This window comes from Bacillus sp. ISL-18 (genome assembly GCF_018613415.1).
Taxonomy (GTDB): Bacteria; Bacillota; Bacilli; order Bacillales; family Cytobacillaceae; genus Neobacillus.
The window spans coordinates 247,348-265,540 of record NZ_JAGGQG010000006.1; the positions used below are offsets into that span (position 1 = coordinate 247,348).

At 38.2% G+C, this 18,193-nt stretch carries 20 protein-coding genes; 16 read left to right on the top strand and 4 right to left on the bottom strand.

Annotated features, from left to right (window positions below; all coding sequences use genetic code 11):
* Positions 1–63 precede the first annotated feature (63 nt).
* Positions 64–243, bottom strand: coding sequence for a hypothetical protein (locus J7E81_RS10395; RefSeq protein ID WP_215042116.1), 180 nt, complete (start codon positions 241–243; stop codon positions 64–66).
* A 119-nt stretch (positions 244–362) separates the two neighbouring features.
* Between J7E81_RS10395 and J7E81_RS10400 the strand changes: the two genes are divergently transcribed.
* Both J7E81_RS10400 and J7E81_RS10405 read left to right on the top strand, forming a co-directional pair.
* Complete coding sequence (locus J7E81_RS10400) at positions 363–860, top strand: hypothetical protein (protein WP_215042117.1); 498 nt, start codon at positions 363–365, stop codon at positions 858–860.
* 14 nt (positions 861–874) lie between these two features.
* A complete protein-coding gene (locus J7E81_RS10405; protein ID WP_215042118.1) occupies positions 875–1,774 on the top strand; it encodes a TIGR01777 family oxidoreductase in 900 nt (299 codons plus the stop codon).
* A 16-nt stretch (positions 1,775–1,790) separates the two neighbouring features.
* Here the strand turns inward: J7E81_RS10405 and J7E81_RS10410 are convergent, their stop codons facing one another.
* On the bottom strand, positions 1,791–2,843 hold the full coding sequence (locus J7E81_RS10410) for a DUF3231 family protein (protein ID WP_215042119.1): 1,053 nt from the start codon (positions 2,841–2,843) through the stop codon (positions 1,791–1,793).
* Between the two features lie 142 nt (positions 2,844–2,985).
* Here J7E81_RS10410 and J7E81_RS10415 point away from each other — a divergent pair, with 142 nt between their 5' ends.
* A complete protein-coding gene (locus J7E81_RS10415) occupies positions 2,986–3,348 on the top strand; it encodes a group I truncated hemoglobin (RefSeq protein WP_215042120.1) in 363 nt (120 codons plus the stop codon).
* A 52-nt stretch (positions 3,349–3,400) separates the two neighbouring features.
* On the opposite strand, the gene J7E81_RS10420 is transcribed toward J7E81_RS10415, so the two are convergent.
* Positions 3,401–3,775: an SET domain-containing protein gene (locus J7E81_RS10420; RefSeq protein ID WP_215042121.1), complete on the bottom strand. Its 375-nt coding sequence runs from the start codon at positions 3,773–3,775 to the stop codon at positions 3,401–3,403.
* Positions 3,776–3,930: 155 nt separating this feature from the next.
* Here J7E81_RS10420 and J7E81_RS10425 point away from each other — a divergent pair, with 155 nt between their 5' ends.
* The 4 genes from J7E81_RS10425 to J7E81_RS10440 all read left to right on the top strand — a co-directional run bounded on the left by J7E81_RS10425 (position 3,931) and on the right by J7E81_RS10440 (position 8,613).
* Positions 3,931–4,338: a hypothetical protein gene (locus J7E81_RS10425; RefSeq protein WP_215042122.1), complete on the top strand. Its 408-nt coding sequence runs from the start codon at positions 3,931–3,933 to the stop codon at positions 4,336–4,338.
* Positions 4,339–4,434: 96 nt separating this feature from the next.
* Positions 4,435–5,646, top strand: a complete 1,212-nt coding sequence (gene ilvA / locus J7E81_RS10430; RefSeq protein ID WP_215042123.1) for a threonine ammonia-lyase — start codon at positions 4,435–4,437, stop codon at positions 5,644–5,646.
* Between the two features lie 736 nt (positions 5,647–6,382).
* Positions 6,383–7,600 carry a sensor histidine kinase gene (locus tag J7E81_RS10435; protein WP_215042124.1) on the top strand — a complete coding sequence of 406 codons (1,218 nt, stop codon included), beginning with the start codon at positions 6,383–6,385 and terminating at the stop codon, positions 7,598–7,600.
* Between the two features lie 281 nt (positions 7,601–7,881).
* Entirely contained in the window at positions 7,882–8,613 is a 732-nt protein-coding gene (locus J7E81_RS10440) for a response regulator transcription factor (protein WP_215042125.1), read from the top strand.
* Between the two features lie 57 nt (positions 8,614–8,670).
* Here J7E81_RS10440 and J7E81_RS10445 read toward each other — a convergent pair whose 3' ends face one another.
* Positions 8,671–9,396 carry a MurR/RpiR family transcriptional regulator gene (locus J7E81_RS10445; protein WP_215042126.1) on the bottom strand — a complete coding sequence of 242 codons (726 nt, stop codon included), beginning with the start codon at positions 9,394–9,396 and terminating at the stop codon, positions 8,671–8,673.
* Positions 9,397–9,632: 236 nt separating this feature from the next.
* On the opposite strand from J7E81_RS10445, the gene J7E81_RS10450 reads away from it, so the two are divergent.
* The 9 genes from J7E81_RS10450 to J7E81_RS10490 all read left to right on the top strand — a co-directional run bounded on the left by J7E81_RS10450 (position 9,633) and on the right by J7E81_RS10490 (position 18,159).
* Positions 9,633–11,075: a glycoside hydrolase family 1 protein gene (locus tag J7E81_RS10450; protein ID WP_215042127.1), complete on the top strand. Its 1,443-nt coding sequence runs from the start codon at positions 9,633–9,635 to the stop codon at positions 11,073–11,075.
* 761 nt (positions 11,076–11,836) lie between these two features.
* Entirely contained in the window at positions 11,837–12,097 is a 261-nt protein-coding gene (locus J7E81_RS10455; RefSeq protein WP_215042128.1) for a metal-sensitive transcriptional regulator, read from the top strand.
* 84 nt (positions 12,098–12,181) lie between these two features.
* A complete protein-coding gene (locus J7E81_RS10460; RefSeq protein ID WP_215042129.1) occupies positions 12,182–12,409 on the top strand; it encodes a sulfurtransferase TusA family protein in 228 nt (75 codons plus the stop codon).
* A 66-nt stretch (positions 12,410–12,475) separates the two neighbouring features.
* Positions 12,476–12,955, top strand: a complete 480-nt coding sequence (locus J7E81_RS10465) for a DsrE/DsrF/DrsH-like family protein (RefSeq protein ID WP_215042130.1) — start codon at positions 12,476–12,478, stop codon at positions 12,953–12,955.
* 28 nt (positions 12,956–12,983) lie between these two features.
* A complete protein-coding gene (locus tag J7E81_RS10470; RefSeq protein WP_215042131.1) occupies positions 12,984–13,280 on the top strand; it encodes a rhodanese-like domain-containing protein in 297 nt (98 codons plus the stop codon).
* A gap of 52 nt (positions 13,281–13,332) precedes the next feature.
* Entirely contained in the window at positions 13,333–13,908 is a 576-nt protein-coding gene (locus J7E81_RS10475) for a sulfurtransferase TusA family protein (RefSeq protein ID WP_215042132.1), read from the top strand.
* 61 nt (positions 13,909–13,969) lie between these two features.
* Positions 13,970–15,097, top strand: coding sequence for an MBL fold metallo-hydrolase (locus tag J7E81_RS10480; protein WP_215042133.1), 1,128 nt, complete (start codon positions 13,970–13,972; stop codon positions 15,095–15,097).
* 44 nt (positions 15,098–15,141) lie between these two features.
* On the top strand, positions 15,142–15,918 hold the full coding sequence (locus tag J7E81_RS10485) for a sulfite exporter TauE/SafE family protein (RefSeq protein ID WP_215042134.1): 777 nt from the start codon (positions 15,142–15,144) through the stop codon (positions 15,916–15,918).
* 222 nt (positions 15,919–16,140) lie between these two features.
* Positions 16,141–18,159, top strand: coding sequence for a glycoside hydrolase family 3 protein (locus J7E81_RS10490; RefSeq protein ID WP_215042135.1), 2,019 nt, complete (start codon positions 16,141–16,143; stop codon positions 18,157–18,159).
* Positions 18,160–18,193 lie beyond the last annotated feature (34 nt).

Genomic DNA, 18,193 nt, shown 5'->3' on the forward strand with positions numbered 1-18,193 from the left:
GTAGATTGATTACCTATATAAACAGGAGAGCGGTTTTAACCACTCTCCTATGGGTGTATAAAATTATTCCTCATTAGTAGTTTGATGCTGGACAGCTTCCGCTAAATCTAATACACCCCAATCCATCGGACTCTTTCTTTTAATCTCATCTAACGTTTTTTGGTGCTGTCCGGAATTGCTGTTATCATTACTTAGATTCTTTTTTTCTTTTACCATTGTAACCACTCCTTTATTAGTGTTCATAGTATTTACTCCATAAATAGAACCTATCCCAGCCATTTTTCATCCTCAAAAAGCCCATTTGGTGTTATGATGATAAATAATCCATTACATATTTTTAACAACTTTTTGGGGGAACCATTATGGCAGAAGTTAAATCAGTGAAAATTGATGGGGAAAACATTCATATATTTAAAAGTGCGATATATGTGTTTGAAGCAAGTTCAGGATTCACTTTAGAGTTGGACCTTATCGTCAGTGAGGTTGTCGTAAAAAAATATAAAAAGGAAGATCATCTCATCATTGAGATCGAATTAGAAGATGGCAGAATCGTTCATTCGATTATGAATGTAAAAGTCCTAGCAGGGGGCTTGCCGCAGCTTAATTTATTTTGTGAACTTGATGATCCCGATGACTATTATTTTTTAGACCTGGTGAATGAGAATGATTCATGGTTTTCTAATCTTGAAGAAGGCATCACAATGGAAGAAATACGAAAAGTAGAGATGCCAGATGAAGATATTAAGTTAAAACTAAAACTGCCCATTGATCAAGTAGAATGGTTAAAAAGTCAAAAAAAGGTACAACTTAATGAATTGTTTAGGGAATTTATTTATAACCATTGGAAAAAAATAGATTAATGATGGGGGATAAGATGAAATTTGTTATTGCTGGTGGTTCTGGATTTATCGGCCAAAAATTAACCAACTTTCTTCTAGAAAAGGGTCACGAAGTAGTAATCTTAACAAGGACGGTACCTATCCCATCTGAAAAGGTTTCCTATGTGAAATGGCTGACGGCAGGGACTGCACCTGAAGATGAAATCAAGACTGCGGATGTATTTATTAATTTAGCAGGAGTTTCAATCAACCAGGGCAGATGGAATAAGCGACATCAAAAGCAAATATATGACAGTCGGATGAAAGCAACAGAAGAGCTGATCCGGATCATTAACAGGTTGGAAGACAGGCCCAGTGTTTTTATCAATGCGAGTGCCATTGGCATCTATCCAGCGTCCAAATATACGATCTATACGGAAGATTCTAAGGAATTTGCCGGTGACTTTTTAGCAAGAACGGTTCAAGACTGGGAGGAGAAAGCCAAACAAGTAGAGGCAGCAGGAATACGTACTGTCTTTATGAGATTTGGAGTAGTACTTGGTCGGGATGGTGGTGCACTACCATTAATGGCATTACCTTACAAACTCTTTGCAGGAGGGACGGTTGGTTCCGGTCAGCAGTGGGTATCTTGGGTTCATGTGTTGGATGTCGTCCGTGCGATTCTTTTCGCAGTCGAAAATCAACAATTACGTGGACCTGTTAATATTACAGCACCCGCTCCAGTTAGAATGAAGGAGTTTGGTCAAACGATTGGGTCCGTTTTGCATCGTCCGCACTGGCTTCCGGTACCTTCATTTGCGATGAAATTAGTCCTTGGACAAAAGAGTGCCCTTGTATTAGAGGGACAAAATGTTGACCCCAATGTTTTGAAACGCGAAGGTTTTGAATTCTCCTACCCTTCCCTTAAACCCGCCCTGGAGGACTTACTGAAGTGAAAAGAGCATCCAATAATTAAGATTTATTGGATGCTAAATCTGCTCGGTCGGCTGCTTTCGGAGGTTCCTCCATCCAGCCATTGTCAATCAATATATTGGCTCCATCTTCGACATATACCAACATTTCTGCCAGTGAGCGCATATACATGGACCCAATATCTCTTCTTCCATTTACCGCTATGGAATTCCCAAACGCGCGTATTTTCATCGAGAACATATCAACTTTGTGAAAGACCATTAATTTATCGGAAAAAGGTGACAAGGTAGATTCCGTTACTAAATGGTCGATCTGAGTGGGAAAAGGTAAACTATCCTTTTGTAACTTTTCACTATATTGCTTGACTGAGCGATCGGTTATTTCACGGCCGCGAATGAGAAATTGTCGGACCTTTTCATCTTTCGCAACCTGACTAAAAGCGATTAATAAGGCTTTGCTGGTTGTGTTATTTTCGATGTTATCATAAAGATGTGTGATTTCGAGTGCGTGGAGTGAGCGAACGTCTCCGAAAAATCCTTTTAAGTAATTTTGTTTTTTTATAAAATCTACTTTTTCGGGTATAGGCAGAACAGGAGGTTTTATGATCAGACCTTTTGTCATTAATACATCGTTCAACTGGCCAAGAAACGTAATCGTAGAGATATTACAATAAATAAAAAAGTCTCTGATATCTTCTCTAAGCACTAAAGGAATCGCAACATTATATAAACTTAACCCTGCTTTTCCGGCATACTTTAAATAGTGGACATAAAATTCATCTTGAAATAGACGAGGTGCCCCAAGATTTACATCGTCTTTTGTAAAACCAACGGGAATCGGAAAGTTCTCCTTTAAAAGGAATTGCTCAATCCTCTGCATGAAATCCTCAGTCAAACTCAGGCCGTTTTCTACAAGTAGTCGAATATCCTCATCCTCAATATGTTTAAGGAAGTATTTTAATATCCATTTTGACATACTATTTCCCACATAAGTTGCCCAAAGTTTCCCCAATTCAGTTGCAGTTAGCTTAGCATTTGTTTTTAATTTATTTGGGCTTAATTTTAACGGTTTAATAACTTTATTAGGCTGCATCTAGAATACCCCTTAACTCATTTTTCTTAGTTTTTTCTAACAAAAGAAATTTATTCTAATGACTCGTTCCATTAGGATTCGAATATTTAAGCTGTTTTTGAGGAAAATAGCTTTGTATGTTACAGAATAGGAGAGAATGTTTATGGAAGAAAATCTTTATGAAAAACTTGGCGGACAAGAAGCAATCGGAAAAGTAGTCGATTATTTTTATAATGAATTGGTGTTAAAGGATCAGACTGTCAATCAATTTTTTGAACACACCGATATGGAAAAGCAAAAGAAACATCAAACCAAATTTATCAGTTTTGCACTTGGCGGACCCAACCAATATTCTGGTCAATCAATGGCAAAAGCACATCATGGGATGAATTTGCAGCCGGAGCATTTTAATGCAATTGTTAACCATTTGCATGACGCCCTTGCTCATTATGGTGTGAGTGAAGCTGATATTGATCAGGCTTTAACGAGGGTCGCGTCCTTACGAGATGACATCTTGTACCAGTAGAACAAGCGAAAAAGGGACCTATTTCAGGTCCCCTTTGTCTTTTATAAAAGTCTTAAAGGATATCAAACCATACTGGAGTGTCATCTTTAGGGTCGCCATTGTAATTGATTAGAATTTCTTCACCTTCATTTATATCGGTATGGGCATAAAAGTCAATCGTTTTTTGAGTTAAGTTGAGCTTGTATAAAGCATTTGGTGTATAGGAATGGTTAAATAGTGAACCATAGCCTAATGCCAGTGCACATTCCTCTAAATTTTCGCCCCACCAAAATACATACTCTATAAATACTGTCTTCTTTAAGTGTTTGTATTCTTCACTTGGGGAAATAATCACCGGGGCCTCATGAATCAGATCTCCCTTACGAATATTCCTTGTTGCGAAGATGCCCCTGCCGTATTTACACGCTTTTACTTCAAACAATTTCATTCACCGCCCATTTTTCTCATGTGATTAAACTTTTTATTACTCTATGCGAGCGGGGACATTTTGACTAGGTCTCTTTCTAGTGAAAACCATACACGGTTAAAGTGGTTTATCATAAAATAATTCAAATTTGTTTTCTGAGGGTGGGAGTAATCAAGGTGCCTAATCAAATGAATGATAAGAAAAGCGAGCATATTGAAACCGAATACGAACAAAAAATTTTACAATTGGAAAAAGAGGTTGCCTTAGGGCTCTGGATTCAAGTGATTGGACAGTTTATTGAGTTAAAAGGATTAACCGGTTTATTCCATTTAGAAGAAGATGCCAATCGATTGGGTGAACAGCAAATATTATCTGGTGCTTGGCTGAGGACAATCGGACAGCTATTAGAAGCTTTATCTGTACAAAGCCAAATTGGTGAAACCGATAAAATCAAACTGATCCAAGAACAAAAAATTGCCATTTCTGGTGATTTCCTTGTGTCGGTTGGTTCTCTGTATGAAGTAATTGGAGGTCTTCGTGTACTAGAGGAGGAGACCGCCCAACCACCGCGGATTGTTCCGTAGGCAACAGTTACCTGGAAGTTAATCATTGCAGAAGTATAGATCGCTCATCCAAGCACATCCTAAAAATAAGAAAGTGGGATGTAGGAGGTAGTTTATTTGATAACCTTAGATGATATCATTCTTGCTCGTGAAAAAATGAAGGGAATTGTCCACACAACTCCATTAGATTTTTCACAAACCTTCAGCAGTATTTCAGCCAATAACAAAGTTTATCTAAAGCTGGAAAACTTGCAGAAAACTGGTTCTTTTAAAGTGAGAGGATCCTATAATAAAATGATTTCTTTAACGGAGGAGGAATTACATAAAGGGGTTGTGGCCGCCTCCGCCGGAAATCACGCTCAGGGTGTTGCCTATTCCAGTCAAATGTTAGGAATTCCTTGCACCATCGTTATGCCAAAGGGGGCGCCGCTTAGTAAAGTGTCAGCGACCAGACAGTATGGAGCGAAGGTGGTACTTCAGGGACAAACATTCGATGATGCACTTGCATACGCTTTAGAACTAAAGGACCAGATGGGGGCAACATTTGTCCATGCCTTTGATGATGACGCCGTTATTGCTGGACAGGGGACGGTTGGATTAGAAATACTCGAACAGCTTCCAGATGTGGAAGCGATTATGGTACCAGTTGGCGGTGGAGGACTTATTGGCGGCATTGCATTGGCTGTTAAAGAGAAGAATCCCCATGTCCGTGTTTATGGTGTTCAAGCGATGGCTTGCCCAAGCATGAAACAATCACTAGTAGAAAATGGGCCTGTAAGGGTGGAGTCTACGCCAACAATGGCAGACGGAATTGCCGTCAAAAAACCAGGTTTACATAATTTTGAACTGGTTGAAAAGTATGTAGATGATATTATTTGTGTAGATGAAATGGAAATTGCCAGGACCATGTTGCTTCTGTTAGAACGAAATAAGCTGCTGGTGGAAGGATCAGGGGCTGTTTCGTTAGCTTCACTATTATATCAGAAGGTGAATTTTAAAGAGAAGAATGTGGTTGCAGTTATCAGCGGCGGGAATGTAGATGTGAATTTTATCTCACGGATTATTGAACGTGGCATGGTGGAATCGGGAAGGTACGCTAATTTTTCTATGATTGTAAAAGATAAGCCGGGTGAGCTGCAAAAGGTGTTGAGCTCGATTGCAGAGCTGGATGCTAATATACAATCAGTTCATCTTGATCATATGGGCAAGGATATTTATCCTGGCTATGCCCAGCTAGAGCTCGCGTTGGAAACGAAAAATCAGGATCATATTAAGGAGATCAGGAGAGTTTTAAAAAACAGTGGATATGTGGTTAAGGATTCGGACTAGGGGGCTAAATTTCCAATTGGTAGTGTCCGAATCAGAACCGGGTTCCGACAGGCGATCTCGTTTTTAAGCTGTCAGTGTCCGAACTAGGGCCAACTTCGGACATTCGATCTCGAATTCTAGTTGTTTATGTCCGAACTAGGGCCAACATCGGACAAGCCAACTCGATTTCCAGCTGTCAGTGTCTGAACTAGGGCCAACTTCGGACAAGCCAACTCGGTTTCCAGCTGTCAATGTCCGAACTAGGGCCAACATCGGACAAGCCAACTCGGTTTCCAGCTGTCAATGTCCGAACTAGGGCCAACTTCGGACATTCGATCTCGAATTCTAGTTGTTTATGTCCGAACTAGAGCCAACATCGGACAAGCCAACTCGGTTTCTAGCTGTCAATGTCCGAACTAGGGCCAACTTCGGACAAGCGATCTCGAATTTTAGCTGTTAGTGTCCGAACTAGGGCCAACTTTGGACAAGCCAACTCGGTTTCCAGCTGTCAGTGTCCGAACTAGGGCCAACATTTATCTATCTATCTATCTATCTATCTATCTATCTATCTATCTATCTATCTATCTATCTATCGGCTGTTGAATGAAAACCCTAAACATGATAAGTTTAACTTGATTAATTCATTTAATAAACTAACGAACAACACCTACCTAAAAAAATCACAAATTCTTCTAAAATTAATTCTCCGGAGTTATCCAGTCTATTAAAATCAACTGAGTTAGATCCTAAACAAAGCATGATTGAGGCTACCCGAGGCACCTTAAAGGCGGCAGAGTATTCAAGGGCTGATATAAGTAATATCACCATCCTATTAGATAACGTACAAGTCATTGATACTCTTGGTACGAGGAATTTTTACCCCGCCTCCAAAATTAAAGAGGAGTACTGGTATCAGTCGGTTCCACTAAATGGGATGAGTATGCTAGTCACAAGGAAATTGAGATTAGCAAATAATGAGCAGCCTGTTATTTCACTTGTCAGGCGGCTATATAATCCGCGTACAATTATGCCGGTTGGGATGCTCATTATAGATATTAATTTTAGACGGATTGAGGAAATATCGAATAAAGTAACGATCTGCAAAAACGGTTATTTCTTCATCCTCGATGCAAATGGGCATTACGTGTACCATCCCGATTATACAAAACTTGGTAAGAGGGTAGAATACCGGCAGCTTGTTAACTTAAAAACAGCGGGAAGCGATACAGAAATATTAGACAATAAGCGCAAAGATTTTGTTACGTTTACTTTTTCGCAAAACCTGGGCTGGCGGTTTCTGACTGCAGTCCCATACCGAGATTTAACTGGGGGGATTATCCAAATTGAGAAAACGATTTCTACCACAATAATAGTATCATTAATTTTTGCCTACTTAATTGGGTTCGGATTCGCAACTAGCATCATTCGGCCGATTCGACGCCTCCAGCATTTTATGAAGGAAGTTGAGACAGGTCATCTTGAAGGCAGTGTCGTTGTGGATTCCAATGATGAAATTGGTCAATTAACGGCAGGGTTTAATAATACGGTTAAAAAATTGGCTCATTTACTGGAGGAAGTATATGTATCTAAATTAAGAGAAGCAGAAATGTCGCTCAAACAAAAAGAAGTAGAATTAAAAATGCTTCAATCGCAAATGAATCCTCACTTTCTCTATAATTCACTTGAAACGATTAGGGGAATGGCATTAGAAGAAAGTCAGGAAAATATCGCTACGATGTCCTATTCGCTTGGAAAATTGCTCCGCTACTATTTAAATAATCAATCTTCCACGGTCAGTCTGCGTGAGGAATTAAATTTTTGCGAAATGTATCTTATGATTCAAAAGTTTCGCTTTGAGGATCGTTTTGATTATCAGTTTGATATTCCCGAATGGGCAATGGAACTTAAGGCCGTTATTTTCTCTGCAGCCATTAGTAGAAAATTGTTTTATACATGGTCACAATGCCGGAGTTAGAAAAATTAAAATTGTGATTTCTGTTTACCGAAATACTCAATCCTCTTATATGATCAGTATTTGCGATAATGGGAAGGGAATTTAGAAGAAATCAGGAATAGAATCAACCTATTAACACCATCCCACGATGGGAAGAATATAGGAATTTTAAATGTACACCAAAGAATTCATTATTTATTTGGTACGGAGTATGGTATTACGCTTAGAAGTAAATTTGGTTCCGGGACAAAGGTATTGATTCATTTACCGATTTTGAATCAGGAGATGGAAGGGGAGAGACCATGAAGAAAAACATCTTGTTGGTTGATGACGAAAGATGGGTTCGGACTGCCCTTAAATGGACCATAAATAAGTTGAATCTTCCATTGCATGTTGTACACGAATGTGAAAATGGCCTGGAAGCTCTCGATTGGATCAAGCAAAATGATGTGGATCTGATTATATCCGATATACGGATGCCCATCATGGACGGACTTTCATTTGTTAAAGAAATAAGTCATTTGAAAAAGAAACAGGATGTTATTGTGATCAGTGTGCACGACGAGTTTCAATTTGTTCAAAAGGCACTGCGAACAGGCGTGACTGATTATCTGCTTAAACCAGTGGAAGAAACGGAATTAAAAGCATGCCTAGAAAAATGGCTGGAAAAATTAGCTGAAGGCATCGATATCCAAACGGTAGATGAAAGTCTACCTTCTTCAACAATTGAAAGAGTATTGCAGTATATCGAAAAAACACCATTAGATCAAATCACACTAAAAGATGCAGCAGAAAGTGTACATATGAATCCAAGTTACCTCAGTCAATTATTTAAGCAGCAATTGAACAAAAAATTCGTTGATTATCTAACAGAACTGCGGATCGAGGAAAGCAAACGGCTGTTACTAAATACGACCTTACGAATGTCAGAAATTGCGGATAGAGTGGGCTACTCTGATTTAGCCTATTTTAGTAACAACTTTAAGAGAATTACCGGCTGCTCCCCATCGGAATTTCGAAAATCAGCGATGTGAAACGAATATTGTGGAAACTAAAGCTGCCGGTCAGGCAGCTTGTCTTTTGAAAAGAAGCTATGGATTAAGCTGATAAATTTCACGAGCCATGGCTTCAAGAATATAAACAACGGGCACTTGTGTGGTAATGTTCGATTCTTCAATGAATTCTTCCGTTACATAGTAAGAAATATTGAGGTCAGAAATTTTTGCAACAGTTGAGAGTTTATTGTTGGTTATACTGATAATTTTACTTCCTTCTTGTTTCAGTTGATGGAGATGTGTAATCGTAAAATCAGTTTCTCCTGAGACGGATAGTGCAATGATTACACTGTTTGTCCTGAGCTTAGAGTGAATGGGAAAGTGAGGGTCTTTTATATACATTGAAAACTTACCTAAACTTGAGAAGTATCGTGCCCCATATTCCGCCAGAATCCCTGAGCTTCCAATCCCAATAAAAATGACATTGTCCGCTTTGGAAACGATATTTGCAGCATTCTTGATTGTTTCCTCTAATTCCCCTTTTAATGTCCGCTCAAAAAATTCAACTAACGAATGTTGTGGACTTTTAATCATTGTCTTTTTCTTCTCTTCTAAATGCATTTTAAGTTTTACTTTAAATTCAGAGAAACCTTCGCAATTTACTTTTCGACAAAAACGTAAAATGGTCGCAGTTGAGACATGGGTTTCATCTGCAAGCTCACGGATGCGCATGTAGGCCACTTTGTCACTGTTTTGAATGATGTAGTTGTATAAAGAGGTTTCTAATTCATTGAAAGACGCAATTATTTCATTTGAAAACATGAATGTTGGTTATCCCTTCTTTAACTAGTTCGTATTTCATTTTAACATAATCATTTAAATGTTACACAGTGTTACATCTTTGTCACAAGTGTCTTCCAGTGTGAATTGGAACTAGATCATTTAAACATATTTACTATCTTATAAAATATCGTTACGATTCATTAGGAAGAGTGAGATTAAATTTCGGCAACTAACAAATAGTAACTACTATGTAAAAAAGATTAGGGGGTACTAAAATGGAAAATTATCAATTCCCAAACGGTTTTTTATGGGGTGGCGCCACAGCAGCCAACCAAATGGAAGGTGGCTATAAAGAAGGAAATAAAGGGCTAAATATTGCGGACGTCCTTCCAGGTGGAAAGGAGCGTTATAACGTTCTTTTAAATCCAGGATTTGATTTTGAAATCCATCCTGAAAAATACAGCTATCCAAATCATGAAGCGATTGATTTTTATCATCGCTATAAGGAAGATATAGCCTTGTTTGCGGAAATGGGTTTTAAGGCCTTCCGAATGTCAATCGCCTGGACACGAATTTTTCCAAATGGTGATGAAGCAGAGGCCAATGAAGAAGGTTTAGCCTTCTATGATCGGGTGTTTGATGAACTGCACAAGTATGGGATCGAGCCAGTGGTTACCATCTCACACTATGAAATGCCCCTTCATCTTGTAAAGGAATATGGCGGCTGGAGAAACCGTCAAGTGGTGACTTTCTTTGAAAGATACGCAAAGGCCATTCTCCATCGTTATAAAAATAAAGTAAAGTACTGGATGACTTTTAATGAAATCAATAGCGGCTTGGTGATGCCGATTCAAGGTCTTGGTTTTTCGATTCAAAACGAAGAGGATAAATTCCAGCCAACCTTCCAGGCGTATCATCATCAATTTCTTGCTAGCGCGATTGCCGTCAAAGCGTGTCATGAGATCATTCCAAATTCGCAAATCGGCTGTATGATCCTTTATGCTCCTGTCTATGCTTTTGATAGTAATCCTGAAAATGTACTCTATTCCCTTCAGGAAGAACAACTATTTAATTATTTTTGTGGAGATGTGCAAGTACGCGGTGAGTATCCAGCCTTCATTAAGCGCTATTTTAAGGAACATCAAATTGAATTAGAGATTCATGATGGCGACTTAGATTTAATTAAGGAAGGTAAGGTTGATTATATCGGCTTTAGTTATTACATGTCGAGGACAGAAAAAAAGGTGAAAACAGTTGAAGAAGCTTCACAAGGAAATATCATAGGCGGAGTGAAAAATCCTTTCCTAAAAGCAAGTGATTGGGGCTGGGAAATTGACCCTGTAGGATTACGGATTTCTTTAAATAAATTGTATGACCGATATCAAATTCCCCTCTTTATTGTGGAAAATGGGTTGGGTGCTTATGACAAGGTAGAAGAAGACGGTTCGATAAATGATGACTACCGGATTGATTATCTGCGTGAACACGTCCAGGCAATGGGTGAAGCGCTTGAAGATGGTGTTGAACTGATGGGCTATACCACTTGGGGTTGTATCGATATGGTCAGTATGTCTTCAGGTGAGTTCTCTAAACGGTATGGCTTTATTTATGTGGACAAACATGATGACGGCAGCGGGACATTGGAACGCAAAAAGAAAAAGTCGTTCTACTGGTATAAAAAAGTTATTTCGACGAACGGTGAAAATATCGGCAGCTAATTATTAGTCCTTTCCTACTGCTAACGTTTTTCTTGAAACTCGGTTAGGATTAATATTTACTTGGATATGTTTTATTCTGAAAAGAACTCGTAATGGGTTCTTTTTTTTATGAGAAGGAAATGTGAAGATTTCCATAAGAAAACGGACAATAACAAAGAAGGCAGCTTTGAAAGCTGCCTTCTTTGTTATTGTATCTTAAGAAACCTTATTACTTTCAATATATGTTTCAAAAGCTGGGTGAAATTCTTTTTGATAATGTAGTTCCGGACATGATTTAATGACAATTGATTTTAGGATATTCGAGTTTTTGGTCTCTAATACTTTATTACATTTTGGACAATGTTCAATAAAAAGGTTTTTAAATAAACGCATACCCAGCCTCCTATTCAAATAAGCCCTATAGTTATACTTTGAATTATACAATATTAACGTAAATTTACAATTGATATCGGTCATTTTTATTATATGGTTGGTAAAAATAAGGGTGACAATGTATGCAATTTCAGTTGATAGAAAAACAGAGAGGAAGATGATAATGGTATTTAAGGTATTTCTATAAAACAAAAATATTTCGACCGCCATCAATCGAGGTCCATTTTAATTTTAGCCATTTATGTAATTTTTAAAGTTATTCTATTGACTATATACCTATTGGGGTATAATATAGATCATGTTGGAAATACAATTATTAATCACTCGAAGATATTTTTAAAGGAAGATCGTTTGAAAATAGAAACTCATTGTTAAAGGAGGTAATAAGCATGGAATACAATGATCAAATTAAAAATAGAGCCAAACGGATTGAAGGACAGCTTAGAGGAATTTTAAAAATGATGGAAGATAATAAGGATTGTAAAGAAGTAATCACCCAATTATCTGCAGCTAGAACGGCCATTGATCGTACCATTGGAGTAATTGTAAGCTCCAATTTAGTTGAATGTGTTCAAAAAGCGGAACAGCAAGGGGAAAGTATGGAAGAATTAGTAAAAGAAGCTGTTAATTTGTTAGTGAAAAGCCGATAAAAAAGGGTTGACACCCTCTTTTATTTTGAATATTATTATACCCGTAGGGGTAAAGGTAAATAGAAAACAGGAGGAAAATATACAATGAATATAGCAAAAGTATTAGATGCCAAAGGTTTAGCTTGTCCTATGCCAATTGTTAAAACAAAAAAGGCGATCAATGAACTTCAATCTGGTGAAGTCTTAGAAATCCACACAACTGATAAAGGGGCAAAAAATGATCTTGCTGCATGGGCAAAATCAGGAGGACATGAATTAGTAAAGTATGACGAGGAAAATGACATTTTAAAGTTTTGGATCAAAAAAGGATAATTTTTTAATTCCTTAAATACCTGTACAGGTATAGGTTATATTTAATTACAATCAGGAGGTTACAACATGTCAGATAAGAAAAAAACGACAATTGTCTTATTTAGCGGAGATTACGATAAAGCTATGGCAGCTTATATCATTGCGAATGGTGCTGCTGCGTATGATCATGAAGTTACTATTTTTCATACATTTTGGGGATTAAACGCCCTTCGTAAGGATGAGAATATTTCGGTGAAAAAAAGTTTTATGGAAAAAATGTTTGGCAAGATGATGCCTAAAGGCGCTGATAAAATGGGTCTTTCAAAAATGAATTTTGCCGGGTTCGGTCCAAAAATGATTAAGGACATTATGAAAAAACATAACGCACTGTCTTTGCCACAACTAATCGAGATGGCTCAAGAGCAGGATGTAAAACTCGTAGCCTGCACCATGACAATGGATTTATTAGGTCTCAAACAAGAGGAGTTATTAGATTCAATCGAATATGCAGGTGTGGCAGCTTATTTAGGAGATGCAGAGGAAGGTAATGTTAATTTGTTTATTTAATTACAGACAATCTTAGGAGGGCGTTAACATGAAAAAAATGACAGTAAAAGAAGTAGAGGCATTATTAAACGAAGGAAAGCAACTAAACATTATTGATGTGCGCGAAGTGGAAGAAGTAGCAGCCGGGAAAATTCCAGGCGCCCTAAATATTCCTTTAGGTTTAGTTGAGTTTCGCATGCATGAATTAGATAAATCAAAAGAATATATTATGGTATGCAGGTCAGGTGGAAGAAGTGGCCGTGCAACACAATTTCTTGAAAGCTATGGATTTAACGTGATAAACATGTCAGGCGGTATGCTTGCATGGGAAGGTAAAATAGAATAAATTTTTTTAAATTAAAATATACCCATATAGGTATTAAGCAGGAGGATTTATAATGGAAAACATGAAAGCAAACGTTACATTAGATGCAAAAGGATTAGCATGCCCAATGCCGATTGTTAAAACAAAAAAGGCAATGAATACTCTTGAGGCAGGTAATGTTTTAGAAGTTAAAGCCACAGATAAAGGATCTAAAGCCGATTTAAAAGCCTGGGCAGAAAGTACGGGTCATCAATACCTCGGAACAATTGAAGAAGGAGATATACTGAAGCATTATCTTCGAAAGTCTTCGGATGAAGATTCCAAGGAAAAAAAGTACTCAAATGTGACAAATAATAAAATCCTTGAAAACAAAATCGAAAACAATGAGGACATTGTCGTTCTTGACGTAAGGGAAGCGGCGGAATATGCCTTTAACCATATCCCAGGTGCGGTCTCTATTCCTTTAGGTGAATTAGAAATTCGAATGGACGAGCTAAATAAAGATAAAGAAATTTATGTCATTTGTCGTACAGGGAGTCGCAGTGATCTAGCAGCATGGAAGTTAGCGGAAAAAGGATTTACAAATGTAGTGAATGTGGTACCGGGTATGAGTCAGTGGAATGGTCAAACAACAGGCATTAATAAATAACTTAACTTTTTAATTAGCATATTTTTTTAATTGAAATAATACCTTGGGGGGTAATGGGAAAATGACTGTAACTATTATGACTTCAAAAGACGTATCAAAAAAAGTCTTTAATAAGGAAGATCTATTTATTTTAGACGTGCGAAACGAAAATGATTTTCAGAATTGGAAGATTGAAGGAAAAAACTTTGACTATTTAAATATCCCTTATTTTGAATTGCTGGATGGTGTAGAAGAGATCATCGGAAAAATACCATCTGACAAAGAAGTATTAGTTGTTTGTGCAAAAGAAGGTTCCTCTGTAATGGTAGCAGAAATGCTTTCAGAAGCGGGGTTAAACGTGTCATACTTTAAGGGTGGAATGAAAGCATGGAGTGAACATTTAGAACCGGTTAAAGTTGGAGACTTACATGATGGAGGCGAAATTTATCAGTTTATACGAATTGGTAAAGGCTGCTTATCCTACATGGTTGTTTCAAACGGGGAGGCAGCACTGATTGATGCTACACGAATGACTGACACCTATCTTGAATTTGCTGAAAGCATCGGTGCAAAAATTACGAATGTATTTGATACTCATCTTCATGCAGACCATATTTCAGGAGGTCGAACAATTGCTGAAAAAACGGGTGCAATCTACTGGTTACCACCTAAGGATGCTACAGAAGTTACCTTTGAGTACCAGCCATTAGAAGATGGTAATGAAATCAAAGTTGGAGATACACTCATTACGATTCAAGCATTATATTCTCCTGGTCACACAATCGGATCTACATCCTCTGTTGTAGATGGAAATTTTTTACTTTCAGGTGATATTTTATTCATTGATTCAATCGGAAGACCAGACCTAGCAGGTATGGCAGAAGACTGGGTGGGAGATTTAAGAGAAACACTTTATAACCGTTATAGAGAATTATCAGAAGATCTTATTGTTCTTCCCGCGCATTTTATGATAATTGAAGAATTAAACGATGATGGAAGTGTGTCAGAAAAATTAAGTATCTTATTTGCAAAAAATCATGGTCTATCGATTGAAGATGAAAATGATTTCAGAAAAATGGTGACCGAAAACCTGCCGCCACAGCCAAATGCTTATCAAGAAATTCGTGAAACGAATATGGGGAAAATAAATCCTGACTTAGAAAAACAACGTGAAATGGAAATCGGTCCAAACCGTTGTGCAGTTAGATAAATCGTAAATGGATGACTAAGAATGGTAGCCAAAAGGAGGACAACATGGATATTACCTTAATAATCACGCTCTTCCTAATTGGATTTATAGGCTCATTTATTTCTGGGATGCTAGGAATAGGCGGTGCAATTATCAACTTTCCGATGTTGTTATATATTCCAGCTATGCTGGGTGTAGGTCATTTTACAGCTCATGAAGTTTCAGGAATTACGGCTATCCAGGTTTTCTTTGCGACAATTGGCGGCGTTTTGGCTTACCGTAAAGGAGGATTTTTAAATAAAAAACTAACCGCCTACATGGGAATTAGTATCCTTTTGGGAAGTTTTATTGGTGGTTTCGGTTCGACTCATATGCCGGAGAGTGGAATTAATCTCGTGTATGGAATTTTAGCACTAATTGCTGTAGTCATGATATTTGTTCCCAAAAAGGGGATTGATGATATTCCTTTAGAACACGTCATATTTAACAAATGGCTTGCTGCATTATTTGCTTTCTTTGTAGGAATTGGGGCTGGCATTGTAGGAGCGGGAGGCGCGTTTTTGTTAGTACCAATCATGTTGGTTGTTTTAAAGATTCCAACAAGAATGACCATTGCCTCGTCCTTAGCCATTACCTTTATTTCATCAATAGGAGCTGTTTCTGGAAAAATAACAACAGGGCAAGTGGCAATTCTTCCTTCGCTCATTATGGTTGTTGCCAGTTTAATTGCTTCACCGCTAGGAGCAAATGCTGGGAAAAAAGTAAATACAAAAGTATTACAAATCATTATGGGGATTTTAATCTTAGCTACAGCAGTAAAGACATGGATGACGATATTGTAAGTAACAAGGCCTGCTTTAGTTAGCAGTCCTTTTTTTATATTTTTCTAAATATTAAAAAAACACAAATTCTTCTAAAAAAACTCTCTACTAGTTTTTAAATGAAAGATTATAAAATGAAATGGGATTGGAAGCATTTTCTCATTTGTGGGGGTGATGAAGGCTGTTAATATTTAGGTCAATCTTTTTTGGAAAAACTAAACAGGTAAAGGGGGAGGAAAAGATTTGAAACGATTTTCTAAGAGAACAGCAACCTTAACACTTGCAGCTTTAATGCTGTCATCGACGGTCATTCCTTTTGCAAGTGCGGAGCAGGGGAAATCAAATGGAAATAAACAAAATGCTCCTGAGATAGCTGCGACGGCGAAAAGCATTCTTGTCCAAGGTGACAAGAAATTCAAAGACCTCAATAACAATGGCCGGCTTGATCCCTATGAAAACTGGCAGCTGCCGACTGTAGTACGGGTCAAGGATCTTGTCAAAAAGATGACACTTGAGGAAAAAGCCGGCATGATGTTGATAACAGAATTCCCAGCTTTTAAGGATAACAAGTTAGTCTTACCCAATAAATTAATTGATCAAAATACCCGTTATTACATTTTCCGGCAAACCCCAACTGTCGATACCATTGCGTCTTATAATAATCAGCTTCAAGAAGCGGCAGAAGGATCGAGATTAGGAATTCCTATTGTCATTACCTCAAATCCCCGGAATCATGCATCTACTGATTATACGAATAGCAGTGAAGGGGCAGGTTTACATTCATTTTGGCCAGGTCCTTTAGGGCTCGCCGCCACGCGTGACAGCAGTCTTGTCAAGGATTTTGCTGAAACCGCTGCGAAAGAATGGAGAGCAGCTGGAATTCGCAAGATATATGGATACACAGCAGATATTGCGACAGATCCACTTTGGGCTCGAATAGAAGATACGTTCGGCGAACAGCATGCCCTTGCTTCTGGCATGATTTATAACGTCATCAAGGGTTTCCAAGGAGATGAGCTGGGTAAAGACAGTGTCGCCATTACTGTCAAGCATTTTCCTGGCGGCGGGGCACGCGACAATGGCCTAGATCCACATTTTCCGGAAGGCAAATTCAATCCATATCCAACTGCTGGAAGCTTGTTAAAATATCATCTTCCAAGCTTTAGAGCGGCTATTACAGCTGGTGTGTCTTCGGTAATGCCTTATTATGCTTATCCAAGCAATACTAGTGCTGACCAAGGGTTACCATGGTTTAGCCCTACTCAGCAATTTGAGGAAGTTGGTTTTGCATTAAACAAAGCAATCATTACGGATCTCCTTCGTGGGCAGCTTGGATTCAAGGGTTATGTTAACTCTGATACAGGCGCGGTCGGTAATAATGCATGGGGAGCTGAAAGCTTAACGTCAGAAGAAAAATTTGCAAAAGCTATTAATGCTGGTACGAATATTATCTCTGGCGCTTCTGATCCTACTCCCATCATCAATGCAGTAAAACATGGCATACTTAAAGAAGAAAAAGTTGATCAATCTGTTTCATTTTTACTAACAGAGATGATGAAATTGGACCTTTTTGAAAACCCTTACGTAAATGGACGGCATGCCCTTGATGTGGCGAATAATCCGGAGTCACAGAAAAAGGCAGATGCAGCTCATCGCAAGTCCCTTGTTCTTTTGCGTAATGATAAAGTCAATGGAGAGAAACTACTTCCATTGAGTGATGGAAAGATTAGCCAAGTTAAACTTTATGTTGAAATGTTCCCGGGTGGAAATGACGCGGCGGCCACGAAGAAATTAAGAGAAACGATCCAAAAATATGACCCTTCGATCACAGTAACAGATAAGCTTGAAGAAGCCACACATGCATTCGTATGGGTTCGACCTGTTCAATCGAACTGGGACAATAACCCACGGATTTCCGTAGGTCCTGAGACAGGTATCACAAATGTCGATCGAATTATCGAAATTCAGAAAACGGTACCGACCATTACGGCTATTAATTTCACGAATCCATGGTTAATCGACCAAATTGAACCAAATGCAGCAGCGGTGGTTGCGACGTTTGGTACGAAAGCAGAGGCAATAGTGGATATCATTCGCGGTAAATTCAAACCGACAGGAAAACTTCCATTCACCATTCCAGCGAATAAAGCAGCTGTCGATAACGAAGTTGGAGATATTCCTGGATATGAAGAAGACCCTTCTTATGTTTATAAAAATAAGAGTGGGGACAAGTATGGATTTGATTTTGGATTGAATTATTAACAATGATATTGAGTAAATGAAAAGAATAGGAAAA